The 21,333-nt window shown below is 67.3% G+C and carries 19 protein-coding genes and 1 pseudogene; 17 read left to right on the top strand and 3 right to left on the bottom strand.

Annotated features, from left to right (window positions below; translation table 11 throughout):
- The first annotated feature begins 319 nt into the window (after nt 1-319).
- From AC3WTE_RS29260 to AC3WTE_RS29250, 3 genes and pseudogenes are all read left to right on the top strand, one after another.
- On the top strand, nt 320-1,171 hold the full coding sequence (locus AC3WTE_RS29260; RefSeq protein WP_492442955.1) for a hypothetical protein: 852 nt from the start codon (nt 320-322) through the stop codon (nt 1,169-1,171).
- Nucleotides 1,164-1,838, top strand: a pseudogene (locus AC3WTE_RS29255) (MBL fold metallo-hydrolase); the annotation flags it as partial. The gene AC3WTE_RS29260 and the pseudogene AC3WTE_RS29255, both read left to right, overlap by 8 nt.
- A gap of 125 nt (nt 1,839-1,963) precedes the next feature.
- Nucleotides 1,964-4,756: an ATP-binding protein gene (locus AC3WTE_RS29250; protein ID WP_492442954.1), complete on the top strand. Its 2,793-nt coding sequence runs from the start codon at nt 1,964-1,966 to the stop codon at nt 4,754-4,756.
- Nucleotides 4,757-4,765: 9 nt separating this feature from the next.
- Here the strand turns inward: AC3WTE_RS29250 and AC3WTE_RS29245 are convergent, their stop codons facing one another.
- Nucleotides 4,766-6,496: an L-aspartate oxidase gene (locus AC3WTE_RS29245; RefSeq protein ID WP_492442953.1), complete on the bottom strand. Its 1,731-nt coding sequence runs from the start codon at nt 6,494-6,496 to the stop codon at nt 4,766-4,768.
- A gap of 158 nt (nt 6,497-6,654) precedes the next feature.
- Here AC3WTE_RS29245 and AC3WTE_RS29240 point away from each other — a divergent pair, with 158 nt between their 5' ends.
- From AC3WTE_RS29240 to AC3WTE_RS29220, 5 genes are all read left to right on the top strand, one after another.
- Nucleotides 6,655-7,320, top strand: coding sequence for a nitroreductase (locus tag AC3WTE_RS29240; protein ID WP_492442952.1), 666 nt, complete (start codon nt 6,655-6,657; stop codon nt 7,318-7,320).
- Between the two features lie 122 nt (nt 7,321-7,442).
- Nucleotides 7,443-7,841 (top strand): cupin domain-containing protein, encoded by a 399-nt coding sequence (locus AC3WTE_RS29235; protein WP_492442951.1) that lies wholly within the window; start codon nt 7,443-7,445, stop codon nt 7,839-7,841.
- A gap of 2 nt (nt 7,842-7,843) precedes the next feature.
- Complete coding sequence (locus AC3WTE_RS29230; protein ID WP_492442959.1) at nt 7,844-8,497, top strand: nitroreductase; 654 nt, start codon at nt 7,844-7,846, stop codon at nt 8,495-8,497.
- Nucleotides 8,498-8,596: 99 nt separating this feature from the next.
- Entirely contained in the window at nt 8,597-9,340 is a 744-nt protein-coding gene (locus tag AC3WTE_RS29225; RefSeq protein WP_492442950.1) for an SDR family oxidoreductase, read from the top strand.
- Nucleotides 9,337-10,056 (top strand): SDR family NAD(P)-dependent oxidoreductase, encoded by a 720-nt coding sequence (locus AC3WTE_RS29220; protein ID WP_492442949.1) that lies wholly within the window; start codon nt 9,337-9,339, stop codon nt 10,054-10,056. The genes AC3WTE_RS29225 and AC3WTE_RS29220 overlap by 4 nt, the downstream gene beginning before the upstream one ends.
- 54 nt (nt 10,057-10,110) lie before the next feature.
- On the opposite strand, the gene AC3WTE_RS29215 is transcribed toward AC3WTE_RS29220, so the two are convergent.
- Nucleotides 10,111-11,025, bottom strand: a complete 915-nt coding sequence (locus AC3WTE_RS29215; protein WP_492442948.1) for an MBL fold metallo-hydrolase — start codon at nt 11,023-11,025, stop codon at nt 10,111-10,113.
- Between the two features lie 212 nt (nt 11,026-11,237).
- On the opposite strand from AC3WTE_RS29215, the gene AC3WTE_RS29210 reads away from it, so the two are divergent.
- The 3 genes from AC3WTE_RS29210 to AC3WTE_RS29200 are packed head-to-tail and all read left to right on the top strand — an operon-like array spanning nt 11,238 to nt 15,049.
- Nucleotides 11,238-11,786 carry a sigma-70 family RNA polymerase sigma factor gene (locus tag AC3WTE_RS29210; protein ID WP_492442947.1) on the top strand — a complete coding sequence of 183 codons (549 nt, stop codon included), beginning with the start codon at nt 11,238-11,240 and terminating at the stop codon, nt 11,784-11,786.
- Between the two features lie 39 nt (nt 11,787-11,825).
- Nucleotides 11,826-13,592, top strand: a complete 1,767-nt coding sequence (locus AC3WTE_RS29205; protein ID WP_492442946.1) for a flavin-containing monooxygenase — start codon at nt 11,826-11,828, stop codon at nt 13,590-13,592.
- Nucleotides 13,589-15,049, top strand: coding sequence for an aldehyde dehydrogenase (locus AC3WTE_RS29200; protein WP_492442945.1), 1,461 nt, complete (start codon nt 13,589-13,591; stop codon nt 15,047-15,049). Before AC3WTE_RS29205 ends, AC3WTE_RS29200 begins: the two co-directional genes overlap by 4 nt.
- A gap of 150 nt (nt 15,050-15,199) precedes the next feature.
- Here the strand turns inward: AC3WTE_RS29200 and AC3WTE_RS29195 are convergent, their stop codons facing one another.
- The gene (locus AC3WTE_RS29195; protein WP_492442944.1) at nt 15,200-16,339 is read right to left on the bottom strand and encodes an NDMA-dependent alcohol dehydrogenase; all 1,140 of its coding nucleotides are present in this window, start codon (nt 16,337-16,339) and stop codon (nt 15,200-15,202) included.
- A 108-nt stretch (nt 16,340-16,447) separates the two neighbouring features.
- Here AC3WTE_RS29195 and AC3WTE_RS29190 point away from each other — a divergent pair, with 108 nt between their 5' ends.
- From AC3WTE_RS29190 to AC3WTE_RS29165, 6 genes are all read left to right on the top strand, one after another.
- A complete protein-coding gene (locus AC3WTE_RS29190; protein ID WP_492442943.1) occupies nt 16,448-17,281 on the top strand; it encodes a GNAT family N-acetyltransferase in 834 nt (277 codons plus the stop codon).
- Complete coding sequence (locus AC3WTE_RS29185; RefSeq protein WP_492442942.1) at nt 17,278-18,132, top strand: lysophospholipid acyltransferase family protein; 855 nt, start codon at nt 17,278-17,280, stop codon at nt 18,130-18,132. Before AC3WTE_RS29190 ends, AC3WTE_RS29185 begins: the two co-directional genes overlap by 4 nt.
- Nucleotides 18,133-18,165: 33 nt before the next feature.
- Nucleotides 18,166-19,353 (top strand): cysteine desulfurase family protein, encoded by a 1,188-nt coding sequence (locus AC3WTE_RS29180; RefSeq protein WP_492442941.1) that lies wholly within the window; start codon nt 18,166-18,168, stop codon nt 19,351-19,353.
- A gap of 2 nt (nt 19,354-19,355) precedes the next feature.
- Nucleotides 19,356-20,423: a tRNA 2-thiouridine(34) synthase MnmA gene (gene mnmA / locus AC3WTE_RS29175; protein ID WP_492442940.1), complete on the top strand. Its 1,068-nt coding sequence runs from the start codon at nt 19,356-19,358 to the stop codon at nt 20,421-20,423.
- Nucleotides 20,424-20,499: 76 nt separating this feature from the next.
- Nucleotides 20,500-20,988, top strand: a complete 489-nt coding sequence (locus tag AC3WTE_RS29170) for an SRPBCC family protein (protein WP_492442939.1) — start codon at nt 20,500-20,502, stop codon at nt 20,986-20,988.
- Nucleotides 20,985-21,329: an ArsR/SmtB family transcription factor gene (locus AC3WTE_RS29165; protein ID WP_492442938.1), complete on the top strand. Its 345-nt coding sequence runs from the start codon at nt 20,985-20,987 to the stop codon at nt 21,327-21,329. The genes AC3WTE_RS29170 and AC3WTE_RS29165 overlap by 4 nt, the downstream gene beginning before the upstream one ends.
- The last annotated feature ends 4 nt before the right edge of the window (nt 21,330-21,333 follow it).

The following is a 21,333-nucleotide window of genomic DNA, read 5'->3' as shown; positions in this document are numbered from 1 at the left end:
ACCCCAGCCGAGCGCTTGCGTGATCTACTACGGGCTCAATAACCAGCAGTGTTGCGACAACCCCTAGAAACCGCCCCAAGGTTCCGGGGCACTTTTGTGTCCGCCGCCGCCGACCAGCACTTGATCGGATTGCGAAACTACGGACTTCCAATGGTCCGGTTGTCCCGTCCTTACATCACGCTGATCTGGGCAGGCCGAAGCGGGTGTCGCCGGCCCGCCGATCACACCTGCGCAACCGCCGAGAACACGTCGGCACGACTCGGCGGAGTGGTGCCATGGCATATGTCGCGTGAAATCCGTTGTATTGGAGTGAATTTCAGTGTCACGAATCCTGTTGCAGACTACGATCCCAGGGCACCCTGACGACTGGCACGTCGGCCGTTTCTCGCTGCTGGCCGAAGAGTTACGGGCGGTTGGCCACGACGTGGTTGCCCGCGATCGCGCGAAACTGAGCGATGACGCCGTTCTGGGACATCTCGATGAACTCGATTTCGATCAGCTTTGGCTGATGGCGGTAGACGTCGGCGACGGCCTGACCGACGCGGAGGCGTGCGCGATCCAGAGATTCCGGGACAACGGCGGCGGAGTGCTGACTGCGCGCGACCATCAAGACCTGGGTTGCTGTCTGAACCGGCTGGGGTCACTCGGATTGGTCAACGAGTTCCACGACGCGAGCATCGACCCGGCCATCAGGTGCGACGACACGGGTACCCCAAACATCTCGTGGCCCAACTACCATTCGGGCGCCAATGGCGATTATCAGCATGTCGTGGTGGCGGAACCCGTACATTTCCTGCTGCGCACCGATAGGACTGTGAGTGGCCGGATCGAATGGTTCCCCGCGCATCCGCACGAAGGATCGGTGTCGCCGCAAACCCCTGACGCGACAGCCATCGCGCAAGGGCGGAGCGCGGTGACTGGCCGCAATTTCAACCTTGCTGTTGCACTCGACGGGGAGTACGCACCCGATGGTCGGCGCATGGGCCGAGCCGTCGCCGAGTCGACCTTCCATCACTTCGCGGACTACAACTGGGACCTCGATCGAGGAGCGCCCTCATTCGTGTCCGAGCCGCCCGGAACGCAGATCAAGACGGACCCTGTGCGGTTGGACATCTTCAAGGACTACATCCGCAATATCGCGACCTGGCTGCACCCATCCGCGGCGGTCTGACTTGGTTGATGCCGGACTCGGAACGGAATTCGCGTTTTCGGACCCTTCTCGAGCCGGATTGCTGGCGTTGCGGCTGCAGGGTGCGGGCGTCGACCCGGCCTCGGTGACCGACGTGGTGCTCACCCACATGCACATGGACCACATCGGTGCGTTGTTGGGCGATGGGCTGCGGTCGCGACTGCGGCCCGACCTGAAGATTCATCTGGCAGCGGTCGAGGCCGAGTTCTGGGAGTCGCCCGACTTTTCCAAGACGTCCATGGCGCCGGGGGTGCCCGAAGCGCTTCGGTCGGCTGCTACCCAGTTCTTGGGCGAATACCGTGATCGTCTGCGGACGTTCGAGACCGACACCGAAGTGGCGCCCGGCGTGCACGTCAGTCGAACTGGGGGGCATACCCCCGGGCACAGCGTGGTTCGAGTGGAGTCGGGCGGCGATCGATTGATGTTCGCCGGCGACGCGATGTTCCAGGCCACTTTCGAGAACCCCGAGTGGCACAACGGCTTCGAACACGATCCCGAGGAGGCTGCCCGCGTCCGGGTCCGGCTGATGAGGGAGCTCGCGTCGACTCGCGGGGCATTGGTGGCCACGCACTTGCCGTTCCCGTCGGTCTGTCACGTGGCGAACGCGGGCAACGCTTTTCGATGTGTGCCCACGGTGTGGGACTACTGATCGGCTGCTGGCATCGAGCGGACCAGCCGATGGCCATCGGCGGTCCGGGTCCTGCAGTTCGGGCGGCGCACAACAGTTGCTCCAGCCGACGGTAAGGTTCACCGCAGAGAGACGCGGTGGAGTCTATGTCGAGCGAGATTCAGGGAGAACGTCTGCGCGGTCGCGCCGGCGAATGCGAGTCGCTTCGGGTTCTGTTGTCGGCCGCCCAATCGGGCAGCAGCCAGGTCCTGGTCGTACGTGGTGAGCCAGGCGTCGGAAAGAGTGCACTGCTGCGCTACGCGGCCGATCGTGCGCAAGGGTTTCGCCGGACGTACGTCGCCGGCGTGCAGTCTGATATGGAACTGGCGTTTGCCGGGCTGCAGCAGCTGTGCGCCCCGCTGCTCGGTTATCTCGACGAATTGCCGGAACCGCAACGCGAGGCACTGAATGTCGCATTCGGTCGCGGGGTCGGTGCGACGCCCGACCGCTTCCTGGTCGGATTGGCGGTGCTGAGCCTGATGGCGGCCGCCACCGCCGATCAGCCGTTGTTGTGCGTCATCGACGACGTGCAATGGCTCGACGAGGTGTCTGTGCAGACGCTTGCATTCGTCGCACGGCGGCTGTTGGCCGAGCCGGTCGCGCTGGTCTTCGGTGCGCGCGATCGCGGCGCAGCGACATTGGCCGGTCTGCCGGAACTTCGGGTCGGCGGTCTGTCCGACGGCGACGCAAGGGAATTGCTCGAATCGGTGTTGGTGGGCGGGATCGACCCACGAGTGCGAGACCGCATCGTGGCCGAGACCCGTGGGATTCCGCTTGCCCTTCTCGAAGTGCCACGGACCGTACCTGCGTCCGAGCTTGCGGGCGGGTTCTGGGATATGGGCGCGCGCCGCTCGGTGGGTCAGATCGAAGACGGCTACCTGCGCCGCATTCAGGCTCTCCCGTCCGACACCCGGCGGTTGCTGCTTCTCGCGGCCACCGAGCCCATCGGGGACACGGCATTGTTCCTGCGCGGAGCGGAATTACTCGGAATTTCGGTCGATCGACTCGCCCCGGCCGAATCGGCGGGAGTGATCGAATTCGGTGCGCGCATGCGCTTCCACCATCCGCTGATGCGATCGGCGGCCTACCGAGCGGCAGCGGTCGCCGAGCGTAAAGCGATCCACCGGGCGTTGGCCGAAGCGACGGATCCGCAGTCGGATCCCGATCGGCGCGTCTGGCATACGGCCAACGCTGCCGCGGGCCCCGATGACGCAGTGGCCGCCGAACTGGAGGCCTCGGCCGGCCGCGCGCAGAGTCGCGGTGGAATAGCCGCCGCCGCAACATTTCTGGAACGCGCGACGGCCCTGACGGCGGACCCGGTACTCCGCGGTGCGCGAGCTCTCGCGGCCGCACAGGCCAAATGCGACGCGGCTGCGCCCGAGGCGGCACGCGAATTGCTTGCCATCGCAGAACTGGGACCGTTGTCCGAGCTTCAGCGTGCGCAGGTGGCCAGACTCCGGGCCCAGATGGAGTTCGCGCGCAGCCGCGGCGGCCAGCTGGGTGCTCCACCGATTGCCGAGGCCGCGTCGCAATTGCTCGAGGCCGCGATCCGGCTGGAGCGTCTCGATGACGAGGCAGCTGGAGAGGCGTACCTCGAGGCGTTCACCGCGGCGATGTACGCGGGGCGGCTCGGTGAGCCGGGCGCGATGGAGAAGGTCGCCGCCGCTGCCCATACCACTGTGGGTCGTGCCTCGAACCTGCATCGGCCGTTGGACCTGCTGCTCAGTGGTATAGCGACGCGGATCACCGGCGGTCTGAGCGCTGCCCGCGGGCAGCTGCGCACTGCACTGGGGTTGATCTGCGGTCAGCCACAGCGCGATAGTCAGTCCCTCGGTTGGGCGTCGCTCGGGTTGGCCATCGTCCAGGAGAACGCCGCCGGCGAGCTCTGGGATGACGCGATATGGAATCGCCTCGCGAGCAACATGGTCCGGCAGGCGCGGGCGGCCGGGGCGTTGGCCGTGTTGCCCTCTGCCCTCGCCTTCCGTGCCGGAACGCACCTGTGGGCGGGCGAGTTCGCCACGGCGGCAACGCTTCTCGAAGAGGCTAAGTCGATCGCCGCAGCCACCGATCACCTCGCGCCGATGCGTTACCACTCTCTGTCTCTGGCCGCGTTCCGCGGAAACCCGGATGATGCGCTCCCGATCATCGAGGCCGTGGCAGCGGGCGCAGCCGCCAGGGGCGAAGGTCGCGCGCTTGCGATGGCGGGTTGGGCCACCGCCGTCCTCTACAACGGTCTCGGCCGGTACGAGGAAGCATTTGCCGCAGCGCGCGACGCTTGCAGGTACGACGACCTCGGGCTGCACGGGTGGTGTCTGTCCGAACTCGTCGAAGCTGCCGCGCGCAGCGGCGATCTTGACGCGGCTGGCGCAGCCGTGCAGCGCCTCGAGGCGCGCGCTGGTGCCAGCGAGGCTGATTTTGGGCTCGGTGTCCTGGCCAGTGCGCGCGCGATGACCGTGGACGGCGAGCAGGCCGACGGGCTGTTCGCCGACTCTGTCGAGCGTCTTGCGCGCACCAGTATGGTCATCCACCTCGCCCGTGCCCATCTCCGCTATGGCGAATGGTTGCGTCGGGTGAACCGGCGCGTCGACGCCCGCAGGCACCTGGGCAGTGCGCACGAGATGTACAGCCGAATGGGAGCGCAGGCCTTCGCCGAACGAGCTCGCCGCGAACTGATCGCCACTGGTGAGAAGGTCCGGAAACAACCGATCAGCTCCGGTGACGAGCTGACGGCCCAGGAGGGGCAGATCGCCCGACTGGCTGCCAACGGCCTGACGAATCAGGAGATCGGTGCTCAGCTGTTCATCAGCACGCACACGGTCGAATGGCATCTCCGGAAGGTCTTCGTGAAACTCGGCATCACCTCACGCAGGCAGCTGCGTACCGTGTCCTGGGCAAGGTAGCCGCACTCGCTACTCGGCAAGCTTCCCCTGGCTCGAAACCTCGCGCATCCGCACCGAAATATCCTGCGGGATGGGACGAATCGTTTCGTGTTCGATCCGGCCCGGCCCCGACCACACCAGATTGACGTTGAGCCTGTCATCGATTTGCGGATAATCCGAGCGATTGTGGCAGCCACGGGTCTCGCGGCGCTCCAGCGCTGCCTCCAACGTGGCACGCGCCGCGATCACGCTGGCCTTGAGATCGAACGCATGCGCGAGGTCGTAGAACCCGGCAATATCGGGGTGAACGCCGACATCGGTCATTCGCGTCTCGATGTCGGCGAGCTCGTGCAATCCCGCCCGCAGGCCGACCTCATCGCGCACGACGCCGGCGTGCTCGGTCATGTCGTTGCGCAGCGCCCGCTGAAGCGATCGGACGTTCTCGGACCCGTCTGTCGCCAAGGCTTCACCGACCTCGCCACGTGCAGTGGAAACCGCTGTGTGAGAACGTTGTTGAGCCGTGAGGTGAGCCGAGTAGGCTGCGGCCGCCCGGCCGACGATCTTGCCGTAGACGAGCAGTTCCATGAGTGAGTTTCCACCCAGGCGGTTCGCCCCGTGCAGCCCGCTCGATGCTTCGCCGACCGCGTACAGGCCCTCGACGTCGGTGCTGTGATCCTCGGGACGCACCCACACTCCACCCATCGCGTAGTGCGCAGTCGGCGCGATCTCGATCGGTGCAGTCGTGATGTCGAGTAGTTGCAGATCCATCAACGTCTGATACACGCGCGGCAGGCGCTCCATGATCTGCGTCCGCGGCAGATGCGAGACGTCGAGCCAGACCCCGCCACGAGGGGTGCCGCGGCCCGACTTGATCTCGGTGTAGGCCGCCAGGGCGACCCGATCGCGAGTCGACAATTCCATCCGCTCGGCGTCGTAGCGTTTCATGAAGCGTTCCCCGAGATCGTTACGCAGAACGCCGCCTTCACCACGGGCCGCTTCGGACACCAGGGTGCCCGCGGAGTCTTCGGGTTCGATCAGTCCGGACGGATGGAATTGGACGAGCTCGGGGTCTCGAATCCGGCCGCCGGCCTCGAAAGCCAAACGCATTGAGTCACCGGTGTTTTCGTCGCGACGCGACGACGTGCGTCGCCAGATCCGGGTGTGTCCGCCAGCGGCGAGGATCACGGCATCGGCGTAAATGGTGTAGCGGGTGCCGTTCTCGATGTTGAATCCGTAGGCACCGAAGACGACGTTGTCGCGGACGAGCAGCCTGGTGATGTACATCGAGTCGAGGATTGGGACGGCGAGGTCCGCAGTCCGTCGGATGAGGGTGCGCTGCAGTTCAAGGCCCGTGTAGTCGCCCGCGAACGCGGTGCGCCGGAAGGTGTGGGCACCGAAGAAGCGCTGCGAGATGCGGCCGTCCTGTTCCCGGGCGAAGGCCATGCCCCACCGCTCCAGATCACGGATCGATTCTGCAGCGCCCTCGGTGACCACCCGCACCGTCTCCGGGTCGGCGAGCAGATAACTCTCTGTGATCGTGTCGGCCGCGTGCTGCTGCCAGGTGTCCTCGGCGTCCATCGTGGCCAGCGCGGCATTGATTCCGCCGGCAGCCAACGTGGTGTGCGCGTCGTTCTTCGGCCGCTTGCCCACCACCAGGACGTCGATACCGCGTTCTGCGAGTTCGATCGCGGAACGGAGCCCGGCGCCGCCCGTGCCTATCACCAGCACAGAGGTTGTGATCTGCTGTTCGGCGTTGGTCATGTTCTCTCCTCACCTGGCCACAAGAACGGACCGAAGCATGCGAACTCATCCCGTTGGCGTGTATTTCGCGGAAACCACGAATTCCCAAGGGTTCGCCGGCCTGCGGCGGCCTGCAGGCTGAAGTCGACAGTCGAAACAGGCTGAGAAAGCAGGTGATCGTGGACGTCTACGAGGCGGTTACCAGCCGGCGTGCGGTGCGTGGTTTCCTCGACAAGGAAGTTCCCAGGGATGTGATGGAGCGGGTTCTCAGCGCCGCGGCGTGGGCGCCTTCTGGCTCGAACATCCAGCCGTGGAACATCTACGTGGTGACCGGTGCGCCGCTGGCCGAGCTGAAGAAGCGCGCCGTCGAGCGGGTTGCTGCGGGTGTGCTGTGGGACGAACGCGAGTACGTGATGTACCCGCCCGCGATGAAATCGCCGTACCGTGACCGGCGTTCGGCGTTCGGCAACGAGCGCTACAGCGTGCTCGGTATCGCGCGCGAGGACTGGGAGGCGCGCCAGCGGGCCGCCATCGCCAACTGGGACTGTTTCGGCGCCCCCGCGGCCCTGTTCTGCTATATCGACCGCGACCTCGGCCTAGCCCAATGGGCCGACCTCGGGATGTACCTACAGAGTGTGATGCTGCTGCTGCGGGCAGAGGGCCTGCACAGCTGCCCACAGATGGCGTGGTCGCAGGTCCACAACACCGTCGCCGAGGTCGTCTTACCCCCGGACGAACTCATCCTGTTCTGCGGCATGTCGATCGGTTACGAGGACGCCACCGTGGACTACATCCGTACCGGCCGGGCCCCGCTCGAAGAGACCGTCACGTTCATCGGAGACTGAGTCGCGCTCGCTCCTATCGCGGCAGGGCGGCGACTACGGACTTCCAAGGGTCCCTGCCGGCGATGCGGCTGAAAGTCTGAACTCGACACCGGACGGGTCCGAATTCAACTGAGGAGTAATCGATGTTCGCCACTGATGACCTGATGAAAGCCATCACGACCATCCAGACCGTCACGCCGCCGTTCATTCCCGCCGATGCCCACGTGATGACGTCGATCATCGAGTGGCCGGCGGGTAGCGCGGGAGCCCCGCCGCACCGACACCCGGGTGGACCGTCGTTCGGCTATGTGCTGGAGGGCGAGATGCTCTTCGAGCTGGAAGGCGAAGCGCCGCGGGTGATCAAGGCCGGGGAGGCGTTCTGGGAACCGGGCGGCGACGCTATCCATTATTCGGACGCTAACAACCGCACTGACGTCCCACTGCGCTTTCTGGTGACGATGATCTGTACTCCCGGCGTGCCGATGCTCGTCGTCGTCGACGACGACGAACTCGAGGCCCGCAAGGACCGGCGAGTCCGATGACGATGGGGTTCGGCGATATCGTCCGGTCGCGTCGGTCGTCGCGGATGTTCTTGCCGGACAAGCCCGTTCCGCGGGAGCTGCTCGACGAGGCGCTGGCACTGGCGATCCGGGCGCCGTCGAACTCCAACACCCAGCCGTGGCACGTCTACTTCGTCACCGGTGAGCGGCGCGCGCAGTTGGTCGATGCGCTGCTCGCTGCCGTCGACGCGGCACCGCCCGCGGTCGGCTCGGCAGGTCTGCCGCCCCGGTTCGCGCATCTGCGCCGCGAGAGCGGCGCCCTGGTGTACGGAGCGATGGGCATCGAGCGCAACGACGCGGAGGGGCGCTGGGCTGCCCAGCGCCGCAACTGGGAGTTCTTCCGTGCCCCGGTCGCCGGGGTGGTGTGCATGCACCGCGATTTCGGCACCGTGGACGCGATGGGCGTCGGGATGTTCCTGCAGACGTTGATGCTGGCATTGACCGAACAGGGGCTCGGGAGTTGTGTACAGGTGTCGATCAGTTTCTATCCGGAGGTGTTGCGTGAGCAGCTGGACATTCCCGAGGAACTCGCGGTCCTGTGTGGCATCTCGATCGGCTATGCCGACCCGGCTTTTCCGGCGAACCACCTTGACACGCCGCGAAATCCGATCAGCGAGAACGTGGTGTTCCTCGACTGACGACAGCGACGCAGACTACGGGTTTTCCGGGGTTCGCTCGCTCTTTGTGCCTGCCAATGTGGAAGGTGCACAACCAAACAACTCGAAAGGGTATGTCTGATGAAGATCACTGTGATGGGCGCCAGCGGCCAGATCGGTTCGAAGGTCGTCGCGCTGCTCAAAGCGGCCGGCCACGAAACCGTGGCGGCGTCCAGGGACTCAGGGGCTGATGTGCTGACCGGCGCGGGCCTGGCCGAAGCGCTGACGGGCTCCGACGTGCTGGTCGACGTCGTCAACTCACCGGACTTTTCCGACGGCCCGGTGCTGGACTTCTTCACCAAGTCGGCGACCAACCTCACGGCCGCCGCGAAGGCGGCCGGTGTCGGACACTACGTGGCGCTGTCCATCGTGGGGTGCGACGGCCTGCCCGACAGCGGGTACATGCGCGCCAAGGTCGCGCAGGAGCGCATCATCACCGAATCGGGGCTGCCGTACACCATCGTGCGGGCCACCCAGTTCCACGAGTTCGCCGAAGCCATCACCGCATCACTGACCGTGGACGGTGAAGTCCGGGTGCCCGACGGACTCATCCAGCCGATCGCGGGAGCCGACGTGGCCGCCGAGGTGGCGCGGGTCGCGCAGGCCGCACCGATCGACGGGATCGTCAACATCGGCGGACCGGACAAGCTGACCTTCGCCGGCCTGGCCAAGCTGGCGCTGGCCCATCGCGGCGAAAGCCTGCCGATCGTGGTCGACCCGGCGGCGGTCTACTTCGGCACCAAGGTCGGTGACACCGGACTGGTCACCAGCGGCGACGCGATCATCTCCGATCTCAGGTTGGTGGATTGGCTGGCGACACAGTGACCGAACTGACCGGGCTGACCGCGCTGGTGACCGGCGGGACCGCGGGCATCGGGTTCGAGACGGCTCGCCTGCTGGCGGCCGCGGGCGCCTCGGTGATCACCACCGGCCGGTCCGCGGACCGCGGCGCCGCGGCGGCTGCCGAACTCGGGGTGCGGTTCATCGCCGCGGACCTGGCCGACCTCGAATCGGTGGAAGCCCTTGCCCGGCAATGTGGCGATGTCGACATCGTTGTCAACAACGCCGCCAGCTTTCCGAGTGCGCTCACGGTGGAGCAGGACGTCGCGACGTTCGAGTCGACCTTCGACACCAACGTGCGCGGCGCCTACTTCCTGGTTGCGGCACTGGTGCCGGGCATGCTCCGGCGCGGACGGGGGAGCATCGTCAACGTCACCTCGATGGTCGCGTTCAAAGGCGTGCCCGGGGCATCCAGCTACAGCGCGTCGAAGGCGGCCGTGGAATCGCTGACGCGCACCTGGGCAACCGAATTCGGGCCGCATGGGGTCCGGGTCAACAGTGTTGCTCCCGGGCCTACCGCGACGCCGGGGGTGGCCGCCGAATGGGGCGACACGAACGACGAACTCGGCCGCGGGTTGCCGCTGGGCCGTACTGCGCAGCCGGCCGAGATCGCACAGGCGGTGCTGTTCCTGGCGTCCCCGCGGTCCAGTTTCATCACCGGGTCGACTCTGCACGCGGACGGCGGTGGCGCGGCGGCCTGATCGCCGAAAACGGCCCCCGGACAAGCAGTCCGGGGGCCGTTCTCGTTGCGCGGATCAGTAGTCCCAGACCGCCGGCACACACCGGAAGGCATCACCGATGGCCGCCACGTGGCACACCGACGGGAACGGCAGGTGCGTGGCGACCAAGGCCTCCCCTGAGGCCGCGATTTCCCGCAGCAGTCGGACCCGCACCCGGGCCGCCTCTTCGGGGTCGTGCTCGAAGCCGTTCTGCCACTGCGGATTATCGAAGCCCGGGGCGAACACGGCGTCGCCGGCGAAGGTGAGCTTCTCGCCACGCGACTCTAGGCGAACCACGCTGTGCCCGGGGGTGTGACCCCCGGTTCGGCTGAGGAGGACGCCCGGCGCGACCTCGTAGTCCGTCTCGAAAGTCCGGAGTTGGCCGCTGTAGTCGTTCAGGAACTGCGTGGCGCACCGGCGCAGCACGTCCGGGATGGGCCCGGGCATGACGGTGTGGGAGAAGTCGGGGGCCGCCCAGAATTCGGCCTCGGCCGTGGCGGCGTGGACGCGCAGGTCCGGCCGGAACCGCTCCTTCACGCCCTCGGTGATGAGCCCGCCGACGTGGTCCATGTGCATGTGGGTCAGCACGACGTCGGTCACCGAGCCGAGATCGACACCGGCGGCCTCGAGTCGCTGGACGGTCTGTCCGGCGCGCGGGAAGTCCGGAAATTCCAGGCCCAGTCCGGCGTCGACCAGGATCGTCCGGTCGCCGCTCCGGACCACCACGATGTTGAGCGGCCAGTCGACGATCTCGGGAGGCAGGAAGTTGTCGTCCAACCATCCCGTCAGTTCGGCCGGCGGGACATTGGTGCCCAGTGTCGAAGCCGTGATCGGCAGGACACCGTCACTGATCACCAGTACGTCAATGTCGCCGACCGGCACCGCGTAGCGCGACGGGACCAACTCGTCGAGTCCCGTCCGATCGAGATGGGAAATGCTGTCCAAACTCACGTTGTCTCCTTGTGGCGCATCATTCGGCAGCGTCATGGATTTGACCCTGTGCGGCGTTGAACGCGCACCGGCGCGCGAAGTCATCCATCGTTACGCACACCACGGATTCAGGTAGCGACCACGTACTTCCAATGGTTCGCTGCAGGCGCTTCCCGGTAAGGCTGAGTTCGGCGGCGCGCCCTGCGCTGCCCTAGACGAGGGGAGTGTCGATCGTGACGGCAGCGCCGGTGCCGGACGCTGACCTCGCGGCCCGGTTTGCCGCGGGTACCGCGCCGCTGCTCGACGCGCTCGGCCGTGGCGCCCGCCGGTTGACACGCTGCGAAGCCGATGCCGAAGATCTGCTGCAGGACACCCTGTTACACGCGTATCAGGGCTTCGGGTCATTTCAGCAGGGCACCAATCTGAACGCCTGGCTGTTCCGCATCTTGCACAATCGCTGGGTCAGCAGGCATCGCCACCGGGCCGCGCGCCCGCCGGAGGTTTCCCTTGAGGTGATCATCGATTGCGGCCATGAACAGCCGACCACCCACGGTTCGGCTGAGGTCGAGGTGCTCGACCTCATGGCGGACGGCGATATCGAGGCCGCGTTCGCGGAACTGTCCGAAGGAGCCCGGACGGCCATGTTCTACGTGGAGGTCCAGGGGTACACCTACGCCGAGACCGCCGGGCTCATGGGCGTGCCGATGGGCACGGTGATGTCCAGGGTTTCCCGCGGGCGGCAGCAGCTTCGCGTTGCGCTGGCGCACCGGGACAGCGCATGAACCCTTGCCAGAAACTGAAACGTGTTCCAATATGCATCGATGACGCAACGCGGCGACAGCGCGACGTTTGACCCGGACGTACTCCGGCAGCGGTATGCCGAGGAACGCGCGCGGCGGCTGCGGAGCGACGGCATCGGCCAGTATGTCGAGATCGCCGGCCGGTTCGCGTCCTTCGGCGAAGACCCTTGGACGGAGCCGGGTTTCACCCGGCAGCCGCTGACCGACGAGGTCGACGTCGCGATCATCGGGGCCGGTTTCGGCGGGCTGCTCACGGGCGCTCGGCTGCGTGAACTGGGTGTGGCGGACATCCGGCTGATCGACAAGGCGGCCGACGTGGGCGGCACCTGGTACTGGAACCGGTACCCCGGCATCGCCTGCGACGTCGAGTCGTACGTGTACATGCCGCTGCTGGAAGAGCTGGGTTACATACCGAGCGAGAAATACGCCAAGGGTCCCGAGATTTTTGCGCACTGCCGGGCCATTGCCGAGCATTACGACCTGTACCGCAACGCCTGCCTGCGGACCGAGGTGCAGGAAATCCGTTGGGACTCGGACGATTCCCGCTGGGTGATCGCGACCAACCACGGCGACGCCATCCGGGCCCGGTTCGTCTCGATGGCCAATGGTTACCTGCAGAAGCCGAAACTGCCCGGGATCGAGGGCATCACCGAATTCGAAGGCCACGCCTTTCACACCAGCCGGTGGGACTACGGCTACACCGGCGCAGGTTTGGAGAACCTGGCTGACAAGCGCGTCGGCATCATCGGTACGGGCGCGACGTCCATCCAGTGCGTGCCGCGCCTGGCGCCGGCGGTCGGGGAGCTGTTCGTGTTCCAGCGCACGCCGTCGACGGTCGACGTGCGGGCCAACGCGCCGACCGATCCGGCCTGGGCCGCGGCGCTGGAACCCGGGTGGCAGCAACGCCGCATCGAGAACTTCCAGATCCTCACCGCGGGTGGCCAGGCCGACGAGGACCTGGTGGCCGACGCCTGGACCAGCCTGGCCAAGGCCATGCCGATCGCCAAAGAGGGAACCGATCCGCGGGCGTCGACGGCAGAACTGGCGGACTTCGCGAAGATGGAAGAGATCCGGGCGCGGATCGATGCGCTGGTGACCGATCCGGCCACCGCCGAGGGGCTCAAGCCCTGGTACGGCTACTACTGCAAGCGGCCGTGCTTCCACGACGAATACCTGCAGACGTTCAACCGCGACAACGTCACCCTGGTCGATACCAAGGGCCGGGGCGTCGAGCAGATCAGCGCCGCCGGGGTCGTGGTGGATGGCACCGAATACCCCTTGGACTGTCTGATTTTCGCCACCGGCTTCGAGGTCGGCACCGACTACACGCGGCGCGCCGGCTTCGAGGTGATCGGCCGCGCCGGAAATACGTTGACCGACAAGTGGTCCTCGGGGGTCCGCACGCTGCACGGCCTGCACGTCAACGGCTTTCCGAACTGCTTCATCGCGAGCATCGCGCAGTCGGGCTTCACGGTGAACTTCCCGTACCTGATCGACACCCAGTCGCGGCACACCGCGTGGGTGATCGCGTGGGCCCTCAAGCACGACATCGCCGAGGTCGAGGCGAGCGCCGCGGCCGAGGACAGCTGGGTCCGTGACGTCGTGGCCCGATCCGTGGTGATCTCCGGCCGGCGTGAAGCTTGTACGCCCGGCTACTACAACCGCGAAGGACAGCCCAGCGACCGGCTGAACCAGGACAGTTTCTTCTTCGGCAGCCCCACCGAGTACGCCGACATCCTCGCCGCCTGGCGGGACGCGGAAACTCTTGAGGGGCTTATGATCACGTGAGGACCGCACTGCTGATCGACGGTCAGCTGGTGCCGGGTGGCCGTGGCGAGTTCACCACCATCAATCCGGCCACCGAGGAGACGCTGGGACACGCAGCCGACGCGGACACCGGCGACATGGACCGCGCCATCGCCGCGGCCCGCACGGCATTCGACGACACCGACTGGTCGCGCGACACCGCGCTGCGGGTGCACTGCCTGCGGCAGCTGCGCGACGCGCTGAGTGAGGAGATCGAGCACCTGCGGGCCATCACCGTCGCCGAGGTCGGGGCCCCGGTCTCACTGACCTACGGCGGCCACCTGCAGCTGCCGGTCGACGGTCTGGGCTATGTGGCCGACCTCGCGGAAAACTACGCGTGGACAACCGATCTCGGAGCGGCCGCCCCGTTCTGTAAACCGACTCGGCGCACGGTGGTTCGCGAGCCGTGCGGCGTCGTCGGCGCGGTGACGCCGTGGAACTTCCCGCATCAGATCAACTTCGCCAAATTGGGCCCGGCGCTGGCCGCCGGCAACACCGTCGTGCTCAAGGCCGCCCCGGACACTCCGTGGTGTGCGGCCGAAGTCGGCCGGATCATCCACGAGCGCACCGATTTTCCCGCCGGCGTCGTCAACATCGTCACCTCCGATGATCACCGGATCGGCGCCCAGCTGACCGAGGACCCGCGAGTGGACCTCGTGTCGTTCACCGGATCGACGGCCACCGGCCGGGCCGTCATGGCAGCGGCATCGCAGACCATCAAGAAGGTGTTCCTGGAACTCGGCGGCAAGTCCGCCTACCTCGTGCTGGACGACGCCGATCTGCCCGCGGCCTGCGCCGCCGCTGCTGCCGGGGTGGCGATGCATGCCGGGCAGGGCTGCGCCTTCACGACCCGGCTGCTGGTGCCGCGGGCTCGGTACGACGAAGCCGTCGCGGCTGCGGCGTCGGCCATGTCCGGCATCGGTTTCGGCGATCCCACCGATCCCGCGACGTTGTGCGGCCCGCTGATCTCAGCGCGGCAGCGCGACCGGGTCGAGGGCTACCTGCGGCTGGCGCTCGAGGAGGGCGGACGGTTCGCGTGCGGTGGTGGCCGCCCGGAGGACCGGGATGCCGGTTTCTACGTCGAACCGACCGTCATCGCCGGACTCACCAACGACGCTCGGGTGGCGCGTGAGGAGATCTTCGGCCCGGTGCTCACCGTCATCGCGCACGACGGTGACGCGGACGCCGTGCGCATCGCCAACGATTCTCCGTACGGTCTGTCGGGGGCGGTGGTCGGTTCCGATCAGGACCGCGTCGACTGGGTGGCGTCGCGGCTGCGGACCGGCACCATCAACGTCAACGGCGGCGTCTGGTACTCGCCGGACGCGCCGTTCGGCGGCTACAAGCAGTCGGGGATCGGCCGGGAGATGGGCCTGGCCGGCTTCGAGGAGTACCTGGAAACCAAGCTGATTGCCCGCGGCATTGCCGACACACGTTGAGCCTGTATCTGTGGCGTATTCGTGCGAGTAACCACCGCCCCGGTTACAGGCTCAACGTGTGGGTGGCGACGTGAGCGCGTTGAGTCGGTATCTGTGGCGTGCTTGTGCGAGTAACCACGACCCTGGCCACAGGCACAACGCGGCGCTGGACTAAGTGAAATCCAAGACGGCGCGAATCACCCGGCCGTCCAGCAGATCATCGAAGGCCTTGTTGATGTCGTCGAGCCGGTAGCGTCGGGTGATCATCTCGTCGAGCTTGAGCCGGCCCTCCCGGTAGAGCTGTGCCAGCGCCGGTATTTCGCTGGTCGGATTGCACGACCCGAACAGCGTCCCGCACAGGTTCTTGTTCATCAGGATCAGGTCCTGCAGATCGAGCTGTACGGCCCCGGCTGACGGCGCCGCCATTCCCGTCAGCACGCACGTGCCACCCTTGCGGGTCAGGGACAGCGCATCGGCGACGTCGCCGTCACCGATCATCGACGGCGAGACCACCACCGCGTCGGCCATCACGCCGCGCGTCAGCTCCCGCACGAGCGCGACGGCTTCCGTGACGGTCGCCGCGGTGTGGGTCGCGCCGAACGTCAGCGCGCTATCCCGTTTGAAGGCCACCGGATCGACGGCGACCACCCGCGCCGCGCCGCCGAGGTGGGCACCCTGGAGGGCGGCGGTGCCGATGCCCCCGGCACCGATGACGACCACGGTGTCGCCGGCGCGCACCCCGGCCCGCCGCACGGTCGACCCGTACCCGGTCGGCACCGCGCACGACAACAGCGCACTGGGCACCAGTGGCAACGACGGATCGATCTTCACGAGCGAATCCGCCGCCACCACAGTGTGTTCCGCGAACGCACCGATCTTCGAGGTGTGTCGCAACTCCTCACCGGCGAGGCTGCGGTGGCGGAAGGTCCCATCGGTCGGCATGCCCGGTATCAGCGTGCCGGCGCCGACATCGCACAGGTACTCCATACCGCTTGTGCACCAACGGCATTTCCCGCACACCGCCAGGAACGACGTCACCACATGGTCGCCAGGGGAGAACCGCGTGACGCCCGGACCGGCCTCGAGCACCACCGCCGAACCTTCATGACCACCGATGGTGGGCGGCATACTCGGCGCCGCAGCGCCATTCGGCGCGGCCAGCTGCCCGGAGCGGATGTGGTCGTCGGAGTGGCACAGCCCGGCCGCCGCCATCTGCAGCAATACTTCACCGGCGCGCGGCGGATCGAGCTCGAATTCCTCGACGGACCAGTCCCCGCCCACCTCACGGACAATCGCGGCGCGGCTTCTCATCGCGGCATCATGTGCCGAATGTAACGGACCGTGATGTTTCGCAACCGGTCATCAACGCGTTACGTGAACGATGCCGCCGCGCTGAACGGCTCCGTCACCGTGCACAACATGAGCACTAGTTCTGTACTCATCGCCCCTGACGACACCAGTTCATCGACCGACACTCCGCGCTACACGCTGCTGCTGTCGGCCGACTCCGAACACATCGAGGCTGCGCAACGGCTTCGTCACCACGTGTTCACCTCGGAGCCGGGCTACACCCTCACCGACGACAGCCCCGGTTTCGAAAGTGGCCGGGACGCCGACCGATTCGACGAGTTCTGCGACCACCTCCTGGTCCGCGAAGACAACACCGGCGAGTACGTCGGCTGCTACCGCATGTTGCCACCGCCCGGCGCCATCGCCGCCGGTGGGCTTTACACCGCAACGGAATTCGACGTCAGCGCGCTCGACAGCCTGCGCCCTTCACTGGTGGAGATGGGTCGCGCCGTGGTGCGTGCCGATCACCGCAACGGCGCCGTCGTACTGCTCATGTGGGGCGGCATCCTGGCCTACCTGGACCACAGCGGCTACGACTACGTCACCGGCTGCGTGTCGGTGCCCATCCAGGGCAGCCCCGACGAGCCGCCGGCCACCCAGATTCGCGGCGTCCGTGACTTCGTCAACAAGCGGCACGCCTCGGAGTACAACGTGCGCCCGTACCGTCCCGTGATCATCGACGGCAAGTTGCTCGACGACATCGAGCCGCCGGCCCGAGTAACCGTCCCGCCGCTGATGCGCGGCTACCTGCGCCTGGGCGCCAAGGTGTGCGGCGACCCCGCCTACGACCCGGACTTCGGCGTCGGTGACTTCCCGGCCCTGCTGGACAAGCGCGAGGCCGACGTGCGCTACCTGACCCGGCTGCGTTCGGCCGCCACGGCCACCGACAAGGCCGGGCAGTGACCACGCCCACGGCCGTGCAGGAGCACCCCTGGCTGCCGAAGGCGTCGTGCGACGCCAGCTGCATCCGGGTGGACGCCGTGCACGTCAGCCGCCCGTTCGTCGTCGCCCTGCGCACCACCGCGCGGCTGATCATGACGATGCTGCTGCTGCCCACCCTGCCGCTGCTGGCGGTGCCGCTGCCCGGCCGGTCGCGCATCCAGCGGATGTACTGCCGGCTGGTGCTGCGCGGCCTGGGTGTGCGGATCAGTGTGTCCGGCGGCCCGATCCGCAACCTGAGCGGCGTGCTGGTGGTCGCAGGCCACGTCTCGTGGGTCGACATCTTCGTGATCGGCGCGGTCATGCCCGGGTCGTTCGTGGCGCGTGCCGACCTCATCGAGTGGCCTGCCCTTGGCTTCCTGGCCCGCTTGATGAAGGTCATCCCGATCGACCGCAACAGCCTGCGCCGGCTGCCCGACGTGGTCCGCACCGTCGCGGACCGGCTCACCGCTGGTCAGACCGTCGTCGCGTTCCCGGAGGGCACCACGTGGTGCGGTCTGGGCCACGGCACCTTCGCGCCGGCCATGTTCCAGGCCGCGGTGGACGCCGGCCGTCCCGTCCAGCCGCTGCGACTGACGTATCGGCACCGGGACGGCGCCCAGTCGACCATCCCGGCATTCATCGGCGACGATTCGCTGCTGACGTCAATCAAGCGCGTCATCACCGCCAAGCTGACGGTGTGCCACATCCAGGTGCAGTCGCTGCAGTTGCCGGGTACCGATCGCCGCGATCTGGCCGGCCGCTGCCAGGCCGCGGTGCACCAGGTCGGTCCGCTGCCCGTCGCCGCTGTTCACGGGCACGTGCTGGCCGCCTGACCGGTTTGGCCTGGCCGGTATCCTGGACAGGCCATGAGCCCCGCATATCTGGACCACGCCGCCACCACCCCGATGCACCCCGTTGCCATCGAGGCGATGACGGCGGTCCTGGCGGCCGGCGGTAACGCGTCTTCGCTGCACACCTCGGGGCGGGCCGCGCGGCGCCGGATGGAGGAGGCCCGCGAGTCTCTGGCCCAGCAGCTGGGCGCCCGGCCCTCCGAGGTGATCTTCACCGCCGGCGGCACCGAGAGCGACAACCTGGCCGTCAAGGGCATCTTCTGGGCGCGCCGGGACGGCTGCGACGGCCGCCGCCGGATCGTGACGTCACCCGTCGAGCACCACGCGGTGCTCGACGCCGTCGAATGGCTGGTGGAGCACGAGGGTGCGGAGGTGACATGGCTGCCGGTCGATTCCGCCGGTGCCGTGTCGCCCGCGGCGTTGCGCGACATCCTCGAAACCCATGACGACGTCGCGCTGGTCAGCGTGATGTGGGCCAACAACGAGGTCGGCACCATTCAGCCGATCGCCGAATTGGCCGCCATCGCTGCAGAATTCGGCGTCCCGATGCACAGCGACGCGATCCAGGCGATCGGGGCCGTGCCGGTCGATTTCGCCGCGAGCGGGCTGTCGGCCATGAGCGTGGCGGCACACAAGTTCGGCGGACCCACCGGGGTCGGCGCGCTGTTGCTGCGCCGGGATGTCGCGTGCGTGCCGCTGTTGCACGGCGGTGGGCAGGAGCGTGACGTGCGTTCAGGCACACCGGATGTCGCGGGCGTTGTGGCCATGGCTGCGGCCGCGCGCGTCGCGGTCGAGGGTCTGGACGCGCACCGGACCAGGATCGGGGCTTTGCGCGACCGTCTGATCGAGGGCGTGCTGTCCGGCATCGAGGACGTGGTGCTCAACGGCGGCGCCGGTGCGGACCGACTGCCGGGCAACGCGCACTTCACTTTTCGCGGATGCGAGGGCGATGCTCTATTGATGTTGCTGGACGCCAAGGGCGTCGAATGTTCGACGGGCTCGGCCTGTACGGCCGGGGTGGCGCAGCCGTCACACGTCTTGATCGCGATGGGCGCCGCTCCGGCCAGCGCCCGCGGATCACTCCGATTTTCGTTGGGGCACACCAGTTCTGATGCCGACATCGACGCCGTGCTGGCTGTGCTGCCGGCCGCGGTCGAGCGGGCTCGTCAGGCTGCACTGGCCAGTGCCGGGTTGGGAAGGTAGTCATGCGGGTTCTGGTAGCGATGAGCGGGGGAGTGGACTCCTCGGTGGCAGCGGCGCGCATGGTTGACGCCGGCCATGACGTGGTGGGCGTGCACCTGGCCCTGTCCACCGCTCCCGGCACCCTGCGCACCGGGTCACGTGGCTGTTGTTCCAAGGAAGACGCCGGAGATGCCCGCCGGGTCGCGGACATCCTCGAAATCCCGTTCTATGTCTGGGATTTCGCCGACCGCTTCAAGGAAGACGTGATCGACGACTTCGTCGAGTCGTACGCGCGCGGTGAGACGCCGAACCCCTGCGTGCGCTGCAACGAGAAGATCAAGTTCTCGGCGCTGTCGGCCCGCGCATTGGCGCTCGGTTTCGACGCCGTGGCAACCGGGCACTATGCGCGTCTGGAGGACGGTCGGCTCCGTCGTGCCGTCGACGCGGACAAGGACCAGTCGTACGTCCTCGGTGTCTTGACGGCCGAGCAGCTGAGCCACGCGCTGTTCCCGATCGGCGACACCCCCAAGCCGCAGATCCGGCAGGAAGCCGCCGAGCGTGGGCTGGCGGTCGCCGAGAAGCCGGACAGTCATGACATCTGCTTCATCCCGTCCGGCGACACCCGGGCCTTCCTCGGGGCACGCATCGGCATCCGTCCCGGCGCGGTCGTCGACGCCGGCGGCACGGTGCTCGCCGAACACGACGGCGTGCACGGTTTCACCATCGGCCAGCGCAAGGGCCTGGGCATCGCCGGTCCGGGGCCGGACGGTCTGCCGCGCTACGTGACGGGCATCGACGCCGAGACCGGCACTGTGCACGTCGGCGGCGTGGACGACCTCGAGGTACACACGCTGACCGGTGAGCGTCCGGTGTTCACCTCGGGTGTGGCGCCGGTGGGGCCCATCGAGTGCCTGATTCAGGTCCGGGCGCACGGCGGCCTGGCCGACGCGGTCGCCGAGTTCAACGACGGCGTCCTCACCGTGCAGTTGCGGTCCGTGCTGCGCGGCGTCGCACCTGGTCAGACCATGGTGCTGTACCGCCGCGACCCCGACGGTGACGAGGTCATCGGCAGCGCCACCATCGCGCGCTGACCTCATCCAAAGGCAACTGAATGGTTGCGTGTCCGAGCGTGCCGTCCTAGCCTAATAGGCAACCAGGAGGTTGCCTATGTATTCCGACCGCATCGAAAAAGAAGTCATGTTGCGCGCACCGCTGGACCGGGTGTGGCGCGCCATCTCCAATGCCGACGAGTTCGGGCGCTGGTTCGGCGTGCGGTTCGACGGCCCGTTCGTGGCCGGCGAATCGGTGACCGGGGTGATCACCCCGACCGAGGTCGACGACGCGGTCGCCGCTGCGCAGGAACCGCACGCGGGGAAGTCGTCCGTCTGGCACATCGTCGCTGTAGAGCCGAGGCGGCGACTGGCCTTCCGCTGGCACCCGTACGCCGTCGAACCGGACGCCGGCTATGACGCCGAACCGACCACGCTGGTCGAGTTCACGCTGACCGAAACCGCCGACGGTGTGCTGCTGCGGATCGTCGAATCCGGGTTCGACAACATCCCGGCCGACCGCCGCGCCGCGGCATTCGAAGCCAACAGCGGCGGCTGGGAAGCGCAGACGAAACTGGTACGCAAGTACCTGGACGAGCGGGCGTGAGTACGGCCGTCGAGACCCGGGCGCCGTTGTTCGACGCCCTCGGCGACCCCAACCGGCTGCGCATCGTCGTGCGTCTCTGTGAGGGCGGACCATGCTCGACTTCGCAAGTGACACAGGTGATCCCGGTGACCCGGCAGGCGGCCACCAAACATCTGCAGCTCTTGGCGGCGGTGGGCCTGGTGACCAGCAGCCGGCACGGCCGGGAGCGCATCTGGCGGATCCAGCCGGAGCCCCTGGCCCAAGCCAGCGACTACCTGACCGCGCTGTCGAAGCGGTGGGACCGGGCGCTGGACCGGCTGCGGAGCTACGTGGAGGACCAGGCCGAGGAACCCATCGAATAATGTT

The sequence above is a fragment of the Mycobacterium sp. FW102-FHT13B02 genome (genome assembly GCF_058790275.1).
This window is presented reverse-complemented; position numbering and strand designations above follow the sequence as displayed.